16 protein-coding genes and 2 pseudogenes are annotated in these 15,533 nt (G+C 72.0%); 12 read left to right on the top strand and 6 right to left on the bottom strand.

Going from position 1 to position 15,533, the window contains the following annotated elements; all coding sequences use genetic code 11:
- Nucleotides 1–5 precede the first annotated feature (5 nt).
- On the bottom strand, nt 6–359 hold the full coding sequence (locus KBX63_RS30390) for an MmcQ/YjbR family DNA-binding protein (RefSeq protein WP_210917209.1): 354 nt from the start codon (nt 357–359) through the stop codon (nt 6–8).
- A 99-nt stretch (nt 360–458) separates the two neighbouring features.
- A complete protein-coding gene (locus tag KBX63_RS30385; RefSeq protein WP_210917208.1) occupies nt 459–884 on the bottom strand; it encodes a DNA-binding protein in 426 nt (141 codons plus the stop codon).
- Nucleotides 885–983: 99 nt separating this feature from the next.
- Between KBX63_RS30385 and KBX63_RS30380 the strand changes: the two are divergent.
- Nucleotides 984–1,206: pseudogene (locus tag KBX63_RS30380) on the top strand (DNA-3-methyladenine glycosylase); the annotation flags it as partial.
- A gap of 384 nt (nt 1,207–1,590) precedes the next feature.
- Here KBX63_RS30380 and KBX63_RS30375 read toward each other — a convergent pair.
- On the bottom strand, nt 1,591–2,205 hold the full coding sequence (locus KBX63_RS30375; protein WP_210917267.1) for a DNA-3-methyladenine glycosylase: 615 nt from the start codon (nt 2,203–2,205) through the stop codon (nt 1,591–1,593).
- Nucleotides 2,195–3,613 carry a recombinase family protein gene (locus KBX63_RS30370; RefSeq protein WP_210917203.1) on the bottom strand — a complete coding sequence of 473 codons (1,419 nt, stop codon included), beginning with the start codon at nt 3,611–3,613 and terminating at the stop codon, nt 2,195–2,197. Before KBX63_RS30370 ends, KBX63_RS30375 begins: the two co-directional genes overlap by 11 nt.
- Between KBX63_RS30370 and KBX63_RS30365 the strand changes: the two are divergent.
- The 5 genes and pseudogenes from KBX63_RS30365 to KBX63_RS30345 form a co-directional block, all read left to right on the top strand.
- Nucleotides 3,574–4,026 (top strand): annotated as a pseudogene (locus KBX63_RS30365) (DNA-3-methyladenine glycosylase); the annotation flags it as partial. The gene KBX63_RS30370 and the pseudogene KBX63_RS30365 sit on opposite strands and share 40 nt — an antisense overlap.
- An 87-nt stretch (nt 4,027–4,113) precedes the next feature.
- On the top strand, nt 4,114–5,199 hold the full coding sequence (locus KBX63_RS30360) for a glycoside hydrolase (protein WP_210917201.1): 1,086 nt from the start codon (nt 4,114–4,116) through the stop codon (nt 5,197–5,199).
- Nucleotide 5,200: 1 nt separating this feature from the next.
- Nucleotides 5,201–5,476 (top strand): ubiquitin-like small modifier protein 1, encoded by a 276-nt coding sequence (locus KBX63_RS30355; protein ID WP_089016547.1) that lies wholly within the window; start codon nt 5,201–5,203, stop codon nt 5,474–5,476.
- A gap of 169 nt (nt 5,477–5,645) precedes the next feature.
- On the top strand, nt 5,646–6,788 hold the full coding sequence (locus tag KBX63_RS30350) for an LLM class flavin-dependent oxidoreductase (protein WP_210917199.1): 1,143 nt from the start codon (nt 5,646–5,648) through the stop codon (nt 6,786–6,788).
- Nucleotides 6,785–7,486 carry an FMN reductase gene (locus KBX63_RS30345; RefSeq protein WP_210917196.1) on the top strand — a complete coding sequence of 234 codons (702 nt, stop codon included), beginning with the start codon at nt 6,785–6,787 and terminating at the stop codon, nt 7,484–7,486. The genes KBX63_RS30350 and KBX63_RS30345 overlap by 4 nt, the downstream gene beginning before the upstream one ends.
- Here KBX63_RS30345 and KBX63_RS30340 read toward each other — a convergent pair.
- Nucleotides 7,416–8,297, bottom strand: a complete 882-nt coding sequence (locus tag KBX63_RS30340) for a universal stress protein (protein WP_210917193.1) — start codon at nt 8,295–8,297, stop codon at nt 7,416–7,418. The two genes, KBX63_RS30345 and KBX63_RS30340, sit on opposite strands and share 71 nt — an antisense overlap.
- A gap of 141 nt (nt 8,298–8,438) precedes the next feature.
- Between KBX63_RS30340 and KBX63_RS30335 the strand changes: the two genes are divergently transcribed.
- The 5 genes from KBX63_RS30335 to KBX63_RS30315 all read left to right on the top strand — a co-directional run bounded on the left by KBX63_RS30335 (nt 8,439) and on the right by KBX63_RS30315 (nt 13,146).
- Entirely contained in the window at nt 8,439–8,951 is a 513-nt protein-coding gene (locus tag KBX63_RS30335; RefSeq protein WP_210917192.1) for a helix-turn-helix domain-containing protein, read from the top strand.
- A 79-nt stretch (nt 8,952–9,030) separates the two neighbouring features.
- On the top strand, nt 9,031–10,503 hold the full coding sequence (locus tag KBX63_RS30330; protein WP_210917190.1) for a serine hydrolase: 1,473 nt from the start codon (nt 9,031–9,033) through the stop codon (nt 10,501–10,503).
- Between the two features lie 39 nt (nt 10,504–10,542).
- Entirely contained in the window at nt 10,543–11,043 is a 501-nt protein-coding gene (locus tag KBX63_RS30325; RefSeq protein ID WP_210917188.1) for a GNAT family N-acetyltransferase, read from the top strand.
- 9 nt (nt 11,044–11,052) lie between these two features.
- Nucleotides 11,053–11,694, top strand: coding sequence for a hypothetical protein (locus KBX63_RS30320; RefSeq protein WP_210917186.1), 642 nt, complete (start codon nt 11,053–11,055; stop codon nt 11,692–11,694).
- A 126-nt stretch (nt 11,695–11,820) separates the two neighbouring features.
- A complete protein-coding gene (locus tag KBX63_RS30315; protein WP_210917184.1) occupies nt 11,821–13,146 on the top strand; it encodes a hemolysin family protein in 1,326 nt (441 codons plus the stop codon).
- A gap of 42 nt (nt 13,147–13,188) precedes the next feature.
- Here KBX63_RS30315 and KBX63_RS30310 read toward each other — a convergent pair whose 3' ends face one another.
- A complete protein-coding gene (locus KBX63_RS30310) occupies nt 13,189–13,572 on the bottom strand; it encodes a PaaI family thioesterase (protein ID WP_210917264.1) in 384 nt (127 codons plus the stop codon).
- A 106-nt stretch (nt 13,573–13,678) separates the two neighbouring features.
- Here KBX63_RS30310 and tyrS point away from each other — a divergent pair, with 106 nt between their 5' ends.
- Complete coding sequence (gene tyrS, locus KBX63_RS30305; protein ID WP_210917182.1) at nt 13,679–14,971, top strand: tyrosine--tRNA ligase; 1,293 nt, start codon at nt 13,679–13,681, stop codon at nt 14,969–14,971.
- The last annotated feature ends 562 nt before the right edge of the window (nt 14,972–15,533 follow it).

Here is a 15,533-nt window from a genome sequence, read left to right as displayed (position 1 = left end):
CCGGTTCAGGCCGTCGGCCGCTCCCGCTTCGGGAGCTTGGCCACCACCATGTCGTACGACGCGTCGACGGCCTCGGAGAGCTCCTCCTCGTCGATCCCGCCGTCCAGGCGCAGCGTGTTCCACCCGGACCGCCCGATGTAGGCCATCACCCGGGCGTCGTCGGGGTGTCGGTGCAGCCACTCGTCGGCCACCTCGCGGGTCGGGCCGCACTTCACGCCGATCGTCGGGTTTCCGTCGCCGTTGCCGAGGAAGGCGAAGATCCGGCTGCCGACCTTCACCACCTCGTCGCCCTCCCACGGCCGGTCCAGCCACGCCCCCGGCTTGGCAAGGCAGTACGCCAGCATCTCCGCGCGCTCCATGGGTGCCTCCCGGAATCGTCGTGCGCACAGTCTGCCCGCCCGGCCGCCGGTCGGCGCGCGCCGTGCCGGTCGGGTCGCCACCTCGGCGGGGGTGGCGGGTCAGCCGGTCTGCTCGGCGGAGCGGGCGACGACCCGCTCGTAGCGCTGCCGGGCGGCCTGCGCGCTGCCCAGGCCCAGCCCGTACGCGATGGCCTGCCAGGTCAGCCCCCGGTCGCGGGCCAGCGTCAACAGCCCCGCCTCCAGGGCGTCCAGCTCCGCGCGGACGTGCGGCAGCAGGGTCAGCGCGGCGGTGAGGTCGGCGCCGTCGACCGGCTCCTCGGTGGCCTCCCGCTCGGCCCCACCGGCGGCCAGCGCGGTGACCAGGGCCACCGCCTCCCACGGGTCCAGCACGTACGGGTGCGCCCAGCGTCCTCGCCGGGCGTCGGTGCCGGCGTGCCGCTCGCTGATCCGTTGCAGCGCCTCGTGGGTGCGGTGGGCGCGGGCCCGGGCCGGGTTCGGCGCGGTGAACTGGTCGTCGGTCGTCATGCTCCGATCACAACCCATCAACGGAGCGTTGTCAACAAAATGTTGAAACGTCGAGGGTCGCGGCGATGGTCGGCGGGGCGGGCTGGGTACCGTCGGGTCATGGACCTGCTGCCCGGTGACCACGACGCCGACGCCGACGCCGGCCTGGCGACGCTGGCGGACCTGCTCGCCGGCCCGCTGCTGCCGGCCGCGCGTGGGCTGCTCGGCTGCCTGCTGCACGCTGGCGGGGTGACCGTGCGGATCACCGAGGTCGAGGCGTACGCCGGCACGGCCGGAGATCCGGCCCCGCACGCGCACCCGGGGGCGCACCCCGCGCAACGCGCGCAACCATCGTGCGAACGCGGCCGACCGAGGGCGCCAATGGGCGCAGAGGGCTTGAAGCTGACGTGCGCCTCACCCTCGTAAGCAAGCTGGTGTAACCGCAGCACGACACGACCGACCGCCAACCACCGCAGAAGGGTTCGGGCTGCCGGCCTGACCTCAGGTCACGCCCATGACCCGAGCCCTTCTGCGGTTTAGGCCCTGTTTCGTGCAAGCAGGAAGCGCCTCGACTTGGACGGCCGACCGCCATTGACCTGCCAAAACGCGTCTGAGTGTTGCTCATTCGGCCTGCCCGATCATCGACGCCAGCATCGGCCCAGGCAGGCTACCAACTCTCCCCACTCAAAGGGGCTCCCGAGCCAGCGGAACTCCACTCTGCCGAGGCTCAGGCGACAGGCTGCCCGGCCAGCCGGCTGCGCCGATACGCAGAAACAGTCGGATCACCCGTCAGCCAGTACCGCCAGGGCCAGTCATGCGCCCGGCTGACACCGACCCTCGGTCCCGATGAGACAGCCGCAGGCGAGCGGGCAGGCGGGCTCAACACCAGCGATCCACCGTCGAGCAGGTGCGCGCCGCTGTGCTGGGTTCTCAGTGCCAACGCTTGACCGAGGTTGCCGGGACCACGGGCAAGCGACCGCAGTGCGACCCGCTCACCTCGCCGACGCTGCGCCAGGTCGACCCCGTCGGTCACTCTGCCTGCGCGCAGCAGGACTGCCGATGCTTCACCCTCGGGGCCTGTCACGACGTTGGCGCAGAAGTGCAGCCCGTGCGACAGGTAGACGTACAGCCGGCCAGCCGGACCGAACATCACGGCGTTGCGCGCAGTCCGACCACGCCAGGCATGCGAGGCGGGATCAGCCTCGCCCGCGTACGCCTCGGTCTCGGTCAGTTCGAGGGTGACCACGCCGTCAGGTGTGTGATGGGTGAGCGTCCAGCCGATCAGCGCCGGGGCGACCAGGGGAGCGGGTTGCGCCAGGATGGCGAGCAGGTCAGACGACAACGGGTGAACCCTCCCGAGTCTCGGTCTTTGGCATCCGCCAGGTGAGCTGAACGTCTTCACCCCGAGGCAGCCTGGCGCCCTTGCGCCGAGGCATCAGGCGGATCGACTCGCACGCGGTCTCGATAATCGAGCGGACCCGCTCGTTATCCATCTGTTCGATGGCTTCCCACACCGCCTCGATGTCCGTCAGGTCGACACCGACCCTGGCCGTGGCGATCTCGGCGAGGCGATCGTGGATCTCGGTCAGCCGGCTGTCTGCCGCAGCGGTACCGGCGGCAAGCGCAGCCTGGTCGACCGTTCCGGCGACGAACAACTCAGCCAGTGTCTGCTTCCGGGCGAGTAGGGCGGACTCTTCTACCCGCAGTTGCGTCGACTCCTCCTCGGCTTCCGGGTCTGCGGGTTGGGTGTCCCACTGGTCTGCCTGGTCGATCAGGCGGCGCAACACGTAGGAGTCGAGCCAGTCGGCAGGGATGGTGACGCACCGACCCTCGCGGCAGGTGTAGATCCGGTACCGCTCGCCTGCCTGGTTCTGCTTGGACCAGCCTTGCGACGCCTTCCCACCACACCGCGAGCAGGTCGCCACGCCGACCAGCAGCCCCTTGCGCTTGCCACCGCCGCCCGTGTTGCGGCTGGGGTCTTTCAGGTGACGAACGGTCGCCCGGTACACATCCTCGGGAACGATCGGTTCCCACGCCGCAGGGGTGCCAGTCTCCGCCCCGTTGTACGTGAGGATGCCCGCGTTCCGCTCGCACATCAGGACATGCCGCAGGTTGGATGACCGCCAGCGGTTACCCCTCGGCGTGAGGACGCCGGCAGCGTTCCATCGGGCAGCGATCGAGTACACCGACTGCCCAGTCAGCACGTCCGCGTACGCCTGGCGCAACGGCTCAGCCTCGCTCCGTCGGTGGTCCCCGTTGCGCTCGAAGCCGAACGGGCGAGCAGTCCACCAGGGCCGGCCGGTCTGCACCCGCTGGTGCTGTGCTGCCTTCTGCCGGGCGGACTTGATCTCGACCTCCTGCCAGGCAGCACTGCCGAGGATGCGAGCGAGGAACCTGCCGTTCGGGGTCGACAGGTCCAACTCTCCGGACGCCGTCGCCAGCGTGACCCCGGTCCGTTCGGTGAGGTCGACCAGGTCTTCAAGGTCCCGTAGGTTCCGGTACATCCGGTCGACCTGCCAGGCCACCACTACGTCAACGGCACCCGAGGTGATCAGGTCAAGCACCTGTCGCCAGCCGGGGCGAACCTTGCGGGTGGAGGCTGACACCGAGTTGTCGATGATCACATCGACGACCTGCCAGCCTCGCTGCTCGCACAACTCCCGGCATGCCTGTTCCTGCCGGGCTACGCCAAGCCCCTCGCCGGTAGCGTCCAGCGAGATACGCGCATAGACCACAGCCCGTTTGCCCATCGCGATATTCTACATGTTCACCGACAGACCTACGCATGCACTGGTGCATGAACGTGGTCACCGGAGTCGAGGGGGAGGCCGCCGCGGTGCTGCTGCGCGCCGGTGCGGTGGTCGACGGGCTGGCCACGGCACGTGCCCGCCGATCTGCCGTACGTCGGGACGTGGATCTGGCCCGTGGGCCGGCTCGGCTCTGCGCCACGCTCGGCATCGACCGCGCCGCGTACGGCGGATACCTGCTCGGCGACGGACCGGTCCGGTTGCGCCCTGCGGCGTCGCCGGTGCCCGCGCAGGCGGTGGTCGCCGGTCCACGGGTCGGCGTGACCGGAGCCCACGACCTGCGGTGGCGGTTCTGGCTCGACGGCGATCCGACGGTCAGCGCGTACCGCCGGCACGTGCCCCGCACCCGACGCTGAGCGCCGATGCGGCGTGTGCCCTGGCGAATCTGTCGGGGGGTGTGGCCATAATCACCGCACCTGCCCGCCGACGGTTCGGAGGACGTCATGGCAACGCTGCTCGCGATCGGCACGGCCAAGGGATTGTTTCTCGCCACCAGTGCCGACGACCGGCACAGCTGGGAGATCACCGGCCCGCACTTCCCGATGACCGGCGTCTACGCGGTCGCGGTCGACACCCGCCGCCCCACCCCTCGGCTGCTCGCCGGGGTGACCAGCTCACACTTCGGGCCCAGCGTCGCGACCAGCGACGATCTCGGCGCCTCCTGGGACGAGCCCGACGCGGCCCCGGTCGCCTTCCCGGCCGACACCGGCGCGACCCTCGGGCGGGTCTGGCAGCTGATGCCGGCCGGCCCCGACGAGCCGGACGTTGTCTGGGCCGGCACCGAGCCCTCGGCGCTGTTCCGGTCCACCGACGGCGGTCGCAGTTTCGATCTGGTCCGTTCGCTCTGGGATCACCCGCACCGCCCGGAGTGGGGGGCCGGGTTCGGCGGCCAGGCCGTGCACACGGTGCTGCCCCACCCGCGCGACCCGGCTCGGCTGCTGGTCGCCATGTCCACCGGCGGCGTCTACCGCTCCGAGGACGCCGGGGCGAGCTGGGCGCCGGGCAACACCGGCATCCGCGCCTACTTCATGCCCGACGAGTGGCCGGAGTTCGGCCAGTGCGTCCACAAGGTCGCCCGGGACGCCGGCAACCCCGAGCGGCTGTACGCGCAGAACCACCACGGCGTCTACCGCTCCGACGACGACGGCCGCACCTGGTCCTCGATCGCCGACGGGCTGCCCAGCGACTTCGGCTTCGCGATGGTGTCCCACCCCGGGCGTGCCGGGACGGTGTGGACGTTCCCGCTGGTGGCCGACAGCGAGCGGTTCCCCACCGACCACCGCTGTCGGGTGTTCCGCTCCGCGGACGCCGGCGGCAAGTGGGAGCCGCTGTCGGTGGGGCTGCCCGAGGGCCCGTTCTACCCGGCGGTGCTGCGCGACGCGATGTGCGCCGACGACGCCTCCCCGGGCGGGGTCTACTTCGGCACCCGCTCCGGTGAGGTCTACGCCAGCCGTGACGAGGGCGACTCCTGGTCGTTGGTGGCGGCGCACCTGCCTGACGTGCTCTGCGTCCGGGCCGCGGCGGTGTGACGTGGTCACCGTGCTGCTGCCCGGCCCGCTGCGCGGCGAGGCCGGGGGTGCCAGCCGGCTGAGCGTCACCGCCGCCGGGACGCTGCGGGCGGTCCTCGACGAGGTGGCCGCCGACCATCCGCGGCTGGCCCGGCGGATTCGCGACGAGCGTGGCGAGCTGCGCCGCTACGTCAACGTCTACGTCGACGGGGAGGACTGCCGGCACTCCGGCGGGCTGGCCACCCCGGTCGGTGACGACGCCGAGGTGCAGGTGCTGCCGTCGGTGGCGGGCGGCTGAGCCGACCGGGCTCCGGTCGGCGGTCAGTGCAGGTCGTAGTCGGCGTGTCCGGCGGCGGATGTGACCGGCGCCACCGGGGGACCGTCCACCAGCGGAATAGTTGCGCCGTCAAATAAGTTGTGCGCAACGTCCGGGTGCACGGCCCGGTCGGACACGCGAGGAGCTGGTCATGCAGTTCGGAGTCTTCACCGTCGGAGACGTCACGGTCGACCCGACCACCGGTCGGGAGCCGACCGAGCATGAGCGGATCAAGGCGATGGTCGCCATCGCGTTGAAGGCCGAAGAGGTCGGTCTGGACGTCTTCGCCACCGGCGAGCACCACAACCCCCCGTTCGTGCCCTCGTCGCCGACCACCATGCTCGGCCACATCGCGGCGCGTACCGAGCGGCTGCTGCTGTCCACCGCGACCACGCTGATCACCACGAACGACCCGGTGAAGATCGCCGAGGACTACGCGATGCTCCAGCACCTCGCCGACGGCCGGGTGGACCTGATGATGGGCCGCGGCAACACCGGCCCGGTGTACCCGTGGTTCGGCAAGGACATCCGCGCCGGCATCCCCCTTGCGATCGAGAACTACGACCTGCTGCGCCGGCTGTGGCGCGAGGACGTCGTCGACTGGAAGGGCCGCCACCGCACCCCCCTGCAGTCGTTCACCTCGACCCCGCGTCCGCTCGACGGGGTTCCCCCGTTCGTCTGGCACGGCTCGATCCGCAGTCCGGAGATCGCCGAGCAGGCTGCGTACTACGGTGACGGCTTCTTCGCCAACCACATCTTCTGGCCCAAGGAGCACACCCAGCGGATGATCGCGCTCTACCGGGAGCGGTACGCGCACTACGGCCACGGCTCCGCCGACCAGGCCATCGTCGGCCTCGGCGGGCAGGTGTTCATGCGGCGCAACTCGCAGGACGCGATCCGGGAGTTCCGACCCTACTTCGACAACGCCCCGGTCTACGGTCACGGGCCGTCGCTGGAGGAGTTCAGCCGGGAGACCCCGCTGACCGTGGGTAGCCCGCAGCAGGTCATCGACCGCACGCTGGGCTTCCGGGAGTACGTCGGCGACTACCAGCGGCAGCTGTTCCTGATGGACCACGCGGGGCTGCCGCTCAAGACGGTGCTGGAGCAGCTCGACCTGCTCGGCGAGGAGGTCGTGCCGGTGCTGCGCAAGGAGTTCGCCGCGTTGCGCCCGGCGCACGTGCCGGAGGCGCCGACGCACGCCTCGCTGGTCGCCGCGGCGGGCGGCGCCAAGGACAGCACCGTGCACGCCGTCGACGACGTGACGGGCAAGGCGCCGGAGGGGGCGACCCGATGACCCGCCGTACCCTGGCCGTGGTCTCGGCGGGGCTGAGCCAGCCCTCGTCGACCCGGCTGCTCGCGGACCAGCTCGCCGCGGCCACCCGCGACGAGTTGGTCCGACGCGGCTCCGAAGTGGAGCTGCGCGTCGTCGACCTGCGCGAGTACGCCCACGACGTGGTGAACAACATGCTCACCGGGTTTGCTCCGGCAGCGTTGCGCGACGTCATCGACACGGTGACCGGGGCGGACGGGATCATCGCCGTCACCCCGATCTTCAGCGCCTCGTACAACGGGCTGTTCAAGTCCTTCTTCGACGTGTTGGATTCCGAGTCGCTGGTCGACCGGCCGGTGTTGATCGGCGCCACCGGCGGCACCGCCCGGCACTCGCTGGCCCTGGAGCACGCCGTCCGCCCGATGTTCGCCTACCTCCGGTCGGTGGTGGTCCCGACCGCGGTCTTCGCCGCTCCGGAGGACTGGTCCGGTGGCACCGCCGACGGCGCGCTGCGGGGCCGGATCAGGCGTGCGGCGGGGGAGTTGGCCGACCAGGTCGAGCGTCGGCTGCCGGCCGCCGGCCCGGCTGACCCGTTCGCTCTCACCACCGACTTCCTGCAGATGCTCGGCCGGGGCGACGACGATGCCGCGGTCACGCCGCCTGGTCGTACGGGTGCGCCACCAGCACCGGACAGTGCGCGTGCTGGATCGCCGCCTGGCTGACCGAGCCGAGCAGCAGTCCGGTGAATCCGTGCCGGCCCCGGGTGCCCACGACCAGCAGCGACGCTGTGCCGCTCGCCTCGATGAGCCCCCGGGCCGGCCCGGCCGCCCGGACCGGATGTTCCCGCACCAGCAGGCCGGGATGCGCCGCCCGGACGGCGGTGGACGCGTCGGCCAGCAGCCGCACCGCCTCGGCCTGGTACGCGGCCTGCGACTCCTCCACCTCCTCCGGCACCGGCCGGTCGCCGTCCGACGGGCCGACGTGCACCAGGACCAGCGGGACCTCGCGGCGCGCCGCCTCGTCGGCGCCGTACCCCACGGCGAGCCGGGAGGATTCGGACCCGTCCACGCCGACCAGCACCGGCGCGTCCACCGGGATCGGCTGCTCATCCGGGCGCACCACCAGCACCGGGCAGTGCGCGTGCGCGGCCACCTGCCCGCCGACCGAGCCGAGCAGCAGGCCGGCGAACCCGCCCAGCCCTCGACTGCCCACCACGACGAGGTCGGCCCGGCGGGACTCCTCGACCATCGTCGCGCCGGGGCCGCCCGCGATCTGGCGAACCTCGACGGTGAGGCCGGGCCAGCGGTCGGTCAGGTCGGCCGCCGTGCGCTCCAACATCTTCTGCGCCTCCTCGGAGGGCGCCGGCACCCCGAGGTCGTACGGGTTGAGCGGCACGCCGTAGCCGAGCGGGTGCAGGTAGCCGTGCACCAGCAGCAGCGGCCGGGTCCGGAGCAGGGCGGCGCGGGCCGCGTGCTCCGCGGCGACGAGGCTGGACGGCGATCCGTCCACACCCACCACGACAGGTCGGTTCATCAGGAACTCCCTCGGTCGGTCAGGTCATTGTCGACGTACCCGGCGGGCAACGCCGGTATTTGCCCCGGCCCGGACGCGCTGGCGGGCGGCTCGCCCGCACCTCGACCTGCACGAAAGTACGTATGTTCGTAGTATCGACGCATGACGGATGTCGAGGAGCGGCTGGCCGCGCTGGAAACACAGGTCGCCGCGTTGACCGAGCGCCTGGCGGCGTCGCCGCCGACCAAAGACACAGCGCCCGCGCTCGCAAGCACGTTCTGGGCCCTGGACGGCCTCAAGCAGCGACTGCCGTCCGACGGAGCGGGCGCCGTGCTCTATACCGGCACCGTCCGCGTCGCCGACCAGCACTACGACTGGCAGTACGGGCGCGGCGTCGACGACCTGCTCGCCGACGACTGGGCCGAGCTGGCCGCCACCCTGTCCGCGCTGGCCCACCCGGTGCGGCTGCGGCTGCTGCGCGAGGTCCTCGGCGGTCGGCAGACCACCGCCGAGCTGGCCGACATCGAAGAGCTGGGCACCACCGGCCAGCTCCACCACCACCTGCGCCAGATCGCCGCCGCCGGCTGGCTGCGCAGCGCCGGCCGGGGCCGGTACGCCGTCCCCGCCGAACGCGTGGTGCCACTGCTGGCCATCCTCGCCGCCGCCGGTCGCTGACCACCTGCCCGGCCATCGTCGAAGCCGTCCGCCGAGCCACCCCACGGCGCACACCCCTCGCCCGACGAAAGGGAAGACCATGCGTAGAACAGCCGCCATCGCACTCCTCGTCGCGCTCATCGCCGGCCTCGTCGCGATTGTGCTGATGCCCCGCGTACCCCGCCTCGGCCCGCAGGTCACCGGGGACCCCGAGCTGGCCGGCGCCGTCCGAGCAGCGGTGCCCGACCCGAAGGGACACCGCGGGCTCGCCGTCGCCATGGTCGAGAACGGCAGGATCCACGTCGCAGGCCTGGGCGACCGGGACGGCACCGGGCGGCCCGTCGAGCCCGGCACCCCCTTCGAGCTCGGCTCGGTCCCCAAGACGTTCACCGGCATGCTCCTGGCCGACCAGATCGGCGCCGGTGTCGTCGGCCCCGACGACCGGCTCGGCGCCACCTGGCCCGCCGTCACCGGCCCCGCCCGCGATGTCACCCTCGCCGAGCTGGCCAGCCACCGCGCCGGTCTGCCGAGGCTGGCCCCCGGCTCGCCGTTGGGCTGGGCGCGCATCCTCTGGTCCAACGTCTCCGGCGGCAACCCCTACGCCGGGCAGGACGTCGACAGCGTCCGGACCGCCGCCGACCGGGTCACCCCCGGCGACGGACGCGGCGCGGTCCACTACTCCAACCTCGGGCCGTCCGTGCTCGGCCAGGCGCTGGCCGCGAAGGCCGGCGTCGCGTACCCCGACCTGCTGGAGGCACGGCTGCTCCGGCCGCTCGGCATGACCGCCACCGTCGTCGCCACCGGGTCCGGCGACCTACCCGCCGACCGCGCCCAGGGCAGTCGCGCCAGCGGGCGCGCCCTCGACCCCTGGCTGGGACCCGGCTACGCGCCGGCCGGCATCGGCGTCTGGTCCACCGCCGAGGACCTGGCCCGGCTGGTGGCAGCTACCGCCGGCGGCACCGCGCCCGGCGCCGACGCCGCCACCGCCCGCTACCGCGAGAACGCGGACACCCGCATCGGGTACGGCTGGTTCACCACCCGCCACGGCGACCGCGAAATCGCCTGGCACAACGGCGCGGCCAGCGGGTTCGGGTCCTACGTCGGCTTCGAGCCGGCCACCGGCAGGGCGGTTGTGGTGCTCGGCAACACCGACAAGGGCGTCGAGCCCATCGGTCTGCGGCTGCTCGGAGTGCCGGAGGAGAAGGTCGGCGCGGCCGCGCCGGTGGTGCCGTGGTGGATCGGCGCCGGTCTCGCGGTGGCGTTCACCTTCCTCGGTGGGCTCGCCCTGCTCGGCACCGTCCGCCGCCCCAACCTGGACCGGGTGACCCTGGTGTCCGCGGCGGTGTGGGCGTTCGCCTACCTTGGGCTCGGACACCGCCTGGGGGACTGGTCGATGGTCGCGGTCTGGCTGTGGCCCGTCGGCGCCGGCCTGTCGGCGGCGGGGGTGGCTCTGGCGGTGATCCGCTGGCCCACCCTGCCCGCGGTCGACGCGGCGGTGCCGCGGCGTCGGGTGTTGTCGGTCGCGAGTTCCCTGGCCGCCGCCGCGGTGGCGGTCGCGGCAGTCGCCGCCTGAGGTGGCGTACCGTCCTCGGCCGCTGCGTACCCTCGTCGAATGACCCCCGACGTGCAGCTGCGCCCGGTCCGCGAGGACGATCTCGTCGAGTTCTTCCTGCACCAGCAGGATCCGGAGGCCAACCGGATGGCCGCGTTCGGCCCCGCCGACCCGTCCGACCACCGCGAGTTCGCCCGGCACTGGGCGCGGGTGCTCACCGACCCGGCGAACCTGGTCCGCACCGTCGAGGCCGACGGTGAGGTGGTCGGCCACGTCACCGCCTTCCCGGTCGGCGACCGCACCGAGGTCAGCTACTGGATCGATCCGGCCCGCTGGGGGCGCGGTCACGCCACCGCCGCCCTGGCCGCTCTCCTGCGCGAGCTGCCCCGGCCGGTGCACGCCCGCGCCGCCAAGGACAACGCCGCGTCCCTCGCGGTGCTCCGCAAGTGCGGCTTCGTGGTGGTCGGCGAGGACTCGGGGTACGCCAACGGCCGGGGCGCCGAGGTCGAGGAGTGGCTGCTGGAGCTGCCCGCCGACGGCTCTGACCAGGGTGAGCACTAGTCTCGCGGGGTGAACTGGTTGGATCTGGTCGGCTGGGCCGGCTCCGCGGTACTGGTCTGGTCGCTGCTGCAGTCGCGCATCCTGCGGCTGCGCGCGCTCAACCTCATCGGCTGCCTCGTGCTGATCGGCTACAACGCCGCACTCGAGGTGTGGCCCATGGTCGGGCTCAACATCGTGCTCGCCGTGATCAACATCTGGTACCTGCGCGGGATGCTGGCCACCCGGCACGACGAGCAGACCTACCAGGTGGTGGAGGTCGGCGTCGGCGACCAGTTCCTGGCGCACACGCTGCGGGTGCACGCGCCGGACATCGCCCGGTTCAATCCCGGCCTCCGCTGGGACCCGGACGCCCCGGGGCGCTCCGCGTTCCTGGTGGTCACCGACGACGAGGTGGTCGGGGTGGTGCTGTCGCACGCCGAGGCGCCCGGCGTCGCCCAGATAGACCTGGACTACGTGACCCCGAAGTTCCGCGACTTCACGCCCGGCGAGTTCGTCTACCGGCGCAGCCGCCTCTTCACCGAACGAGGCTTCCACCGGGTGGTCAGCCCGCCCGGCATGGTCGCCCCCTACTACCACCGGCTCGGCTTCCGCCCCGAGGGCGACTCGTACGTCCTAGACCTGCCCGCGCCCTCGGCGGCCGAATCGGCCTAGCGTCGCCGGGGCAGGATTCGGCCGCCGACGCACGGGGCACAGACACGCGTACGCCGGGCGGGGCCGCCGACCGGTGGGCGCCGCGCGTACCGGTCGGTGCCACCACCACGAGGGAGCGAACCAGGCGTGCAGAGCTACGGGAGCCAACTGGCTCTGGTCGGGGTCCTGGTCGTCATCAACGCGCTCTTCGCGGGCAGTGAGATGGCGTTGGTGTCGTTGCGGGACAGCCAGATCCAACGGTTGGAGCGCACCAGCCGGGCCGGGCGCGTGCTGGCCCGGCTGGCCAAGGACCCGAACCGCTTCCTGGCCACCATTCAGATCGGCATCACCCTGGCCGGCTTCCTGGCCTCCGCCGCCGCGGCGGTCTCGCTCGCCAAGCCCCTCGTGCCACTGCTCGGGGTGTTCGGGGGCGCCGCGGAGACGGTGGCGATCGTGGTGGTCACCCTCGCGCTGACCTTCGTCACCCTGGTCTTCGGCGAGCTGGCCCCCAAGCGGATCGCCATGCAGTCCGCCGAGCGGTGGGCGCTGCTGGTGGCCCGTCCGCTCGACCTGCTCGCCAGCGTCACCCGACCGGCCGTCTGGGCGCTCGGCACCACCAGCGACCTCGTGGTCCGGCTGGTCGGGCTCAACCCGAAGCACCAGCCGGACGAGATCGGCCCGGACGAGCTGCGCGACATCGTCGCCGGGAACCACGGCTTCACCAAGGAGCAGCGCACCATCATCGCCGGTGCCGTGGAGATCGCCGACCGGCGGTTGCGGGCGGTCCTCGTACCCCGGTTGCGGGTCTTCACGCTCGACAGCGGGACCACCGCGGAGTCCGCGCGGCTGGTGCTGGCCGCCACCGGGCACTCCCGGGCGCCCGTGGTGCGCCACGGCGGCCTGGACGACACGCTCGGCGTGATCCACCTGCGCGACCTGGTAGGGGTGCCGGACGACCGGCCGGTCGACGAGATCGCCCGCCCTCCGATGCTGCTGCCCGACTCGCTGCCCGTGGTGGACGCGCTGCGCCAGTTCAAGGCCGAACGCCAGCACATCGCTCTGGTGGTGGACGAGCGCGGCGCCGTCGACGGCATCGTCACGCTGGAGGACATCCTGGAGGAGATCGTCGGGGAGATCTACGACGAGACCGACCGCGACGGCTACTCGGTGCGCCGCGACCCGGACGGCGCGCTGGTCCTGCCCGGCACCTTCCCGGTGCACGACCTGCCGGACATCGGCGTCGAGCTGCCGTCCCGGCCGGCCGGCGACTACACCACCGTCGCCGGGCTGGTGCTCGCCCACCTCGGCCACATCCCCACCGTCGTGGGGGAGGACGTCACCCTGGACGGCTGGGTGCTGGTGGTGGCCGGCATCGACCACCGGGCGATCACCGAGGTACGGCTGAGCCGAATCCCCGACGACGCGGACGCCGACCGGGACACCGAGCCGGTGCTGGACGAGGCCCGCGGCTGACCGGGCGTGCCGGGGCTCGCCGCGGTGCTGGATGTGCCGCGGTCAGGCGCGAGAGAGGTTCTGCAACCGGACCTGACCGCGGGCGACCAACCGCTGGTCGGCGTCGGTGATCTCCACCTGCCAGAGCTGCTGGCTGCGGCCCCGGTGCACCGGCGTGCCGACCGCCGTCAGCTCGCCCTCCCGGACCGCCCGCAGGAAGTCCGTCTGGTTGCTGACGCCGACCACGGTGCCCCGGTCGCCCAGCCAGAGCGAGCCACCCACGCTGGCCGCGGTCTCCACCACCGAGCAGTACACCCCGCCGTGCTGGATGCCGAACGGCTGGTGCAGCTCGGGCCGGACGTGCCAGCTGAGAACGACCCGGTCGGCGGTCGCCTCCTCGAACTTCAGGCCGAGCAGGGCGACGAAGCCACCCGTCAGGTCCGGCATCTCCACGGCAAACCCTCCTCGATCAACAAGCCGCAAGCCTAACCGGGGGCGGCTTGCGCCAAACCCGGTACGGGTCGGGGCCGGCGATGGGGGAGAATTGGCGACCGTGACCGACAGCAGCCTTCCGCCGCCCGGGCGGGACTCCCTGACCGACGACCTGCTCTGGCGTGGCCTGATTCAGGACTCGACCGGCCTCGACGAGCTGCGCAAGCTGCTCGACGGTGCCGACGCCGCCACCTTCTACGTGGGCTTCGACCCCACCGCGCCGAGCCTGCACGTCGGCCACCTCATGCAGGTCACTATGGCCCGCCGGCTGCAACTCGCGGGCCACCGCCCGTTGCTGCTGGTCGGTGGGGCGACCGGGCAGATCGGTGACCCGAAGGAGAGCGCCGAGCGGACGCTCAACCCGCCCGAGGTGATCGCCGGCTGGGTCGCGCGGATCCGCGAGCAGTTGGCGCCGTTCGTGTCGTACACCGGCGACAACGCGGCGCGACTGGTGAACAACCTGGACTGGACCGGCGAGATGTCGGTGGTCGAGTTCCTCCGCGACGTGGGCAAGCACTTCCCGGTGAACAAGATGCTGGCGCGGGAGGTGGTGCGGGCCCGGTTGGAAACGGGGATCAGCTTCACCGAGTTCAGCTACCAGTTGTTGCAGGCCAACGACTTCTTCGAGCTGCACCGCCGGCATGGCTGCCAGCTCCAGTTCGGCGGCTCCGACCAGTGGGGCAACATCACCGCCGGCGTCGACTACGTACGCCGGCGCGGGGCCGGGCCGGTGCAGGCATTCACCACGCCACTGGTCACGAAGCCCGACGGCACGAAGTTCGGCAAGACCGAGGGTGGCAGCGTCTGGCTCGACCCCATGTTGACCAGCCCGTACGCGTTCTACCAGTTCTGGCTCAACGTGGACGACCGGGAGGTCGACCGCTACCTGCGGTACTTCAGCTTCCGTTCGCGGGACGAGCTGGAGGAGCTGGCGAAGGCGACGGCCGAACGGCCGGCGGCCCGGCTGGCGCAGCGGGCGCTCGCCGAGGAGCTGACGAACCTGGTGCACGGGCCGGAGGAGACCCGGCAGGCGGTCGCCGCCAGCCAGGCGCTGTTCGGTCGGGGCTCACTGGACGACCTGGCCCCGGAGACGCTGCGCGCGGCGCTGACCGAGGCCGGCCTGGTGCAGCTCGCCGGCGAGCTGCCGAACGTGGCGGGCCTGCTGCGCGACTCCGGCCTGGTGCCCAGCCACAAGGAGGCCCGTCGGGTGATCGCCGAAGGCGGCGCCTACGTCAACAACAACCGGGTGACCGAGGTGGACGCGACGGTGTCACCGGAGGACCTGCTGCACGGGCGGTACCTGGTGCTGCGCCGCGGCAAGCGCTCCTTCGCCGGCGTTGAGCTGCGCGAATAGTCGCCTGTCGACCATGTGACGGGGGACGCGTCCGGCGGATTTGACGATCATCCCGCCGGACGCGTAACTTTCTCTCTGCCAGCGCGGAACGGACGAAACAGGCGAAAGCCTGAACGGCCGGAGCGCGGGAATGACCACCGGGTCGGAGGGGTTGCACCTCTCAGACCCGGTACCGGGTGGGGCCCCAGAGTCGCCGCGAGGCGGATTTGGCGAGGCGAAACCGACCGGGTAAGGTTAACGACCGGCAGGGCACCGGGCGAGTTCGCGGGAAACCGCGGCGGTCGGCCTGCCGAACCCATGACGAGAGCGGCGCAAGCCGGGCGAGACATGGTGCCCGTATGACGGGGTGACGCACGACAGGCCGCGAAAACAGCGGTTTGACACGGCGGAAACCGGCGGGTAACGTAGTAAAAGTGCCTGACGCCAATTGAGCGTCGGGGACGCGGACGGAAAGCCCCGAGATGGGGTCCCACCGGGTGGGGCTTTTGATCGGTGTGTGGTTGTTCTTTGAGAACTCAACAGGGTGCTTGAAAAGCCAGTGCCAATTATGATTTATACCCCG

Origin of the sequence: Micromonospora sp. U21, assembly GCF_018070045.1 — a bacterium.
GTDB lineage: Bacteria > Actinomycetota > Actinomycetes > Mycobacteriales > Micromonosporaceae > Micromonospora.
This window is presented reverse-complemented; position numbering and strand designations above follow the sequence as displayed.

Coding starts and splice junctions, on each gene's coding strand:
- KBX63_RS30345 (WP_210917196.1), top strand. CDS start 6,785: ATGACCCGCCGTACCCTGGCCGTGGTCTCGGCGGGGCTGAGCCAGCCC.
- KBX63_RS30340 (WP_210917193.1), bottom strand. CDS start 8,297: ATGAACCGACCTGTCGTGGTGGGTGTGGACGGATCGCCGTCCAGCCTC.
- KBX63_RS30390 (WP_210917209.1), bottom strand. CDS start 359: ATGGAGCGCGCGGAGATGCTGGCGTACTGCCTTGCCAAGCCGGGGGCG.
- KBX63_RS30370 (WP_210917203.1), bottom strand. CDS start 3,613: ATGGGCAAACGGGCTGTGGTCTATGCGCGTATCTCGCTGGACGCTACC.
- KBX63_RS30385 (WP_210917208.1), bottom strand. CDS start 884: ATGACGACCGACGACCAGTTCACCGCGCCGAACCCGGCCCGGGCCCGC.
- KBX63_RS30360 (WP_210917201.1), top strand. CDS start 4,114: ATGGCAACGCTGCTCGCGATCGGCACGGCCAAGGGATTGTTTCTCGCC.
- KBX63_RS30310 (WP_210917264.1), bottom strand. CDS start 13,572: ATGCCGGACCTGACGGGTGGCTTCGTCGCCCTGCTCGGCCTGAAGTTC.
- KBX63_RS30325 (WP_210917188.1), top strand. CDS start 10,543: ATGACCCCCGACGTGCAGCTGCGCCCGGTCCGCGAGGACGATCTCGTC.
- KBX63_RS30330 (WP_210917190.1), top strand. CDS start 9,031: ATGCGTAGAACAGCCGCCATCGCACTCCTCGTCGCGCTCATCGCCGGC.
- KBX63_RS30350 (WP_210917199.1), top strand. CDS start 5,646: ATGCAGTTCGGAGTCTTCACCGTCGGAGACGTCACGGTCGACCCGACC.
- KBX63_RS30335 (WP_210917192.1), top strand. CDS start 8,439: ATGACGGATGTCGAGGAGCGGCTGGCCGCGCTGGAAACACAGGTCGCC.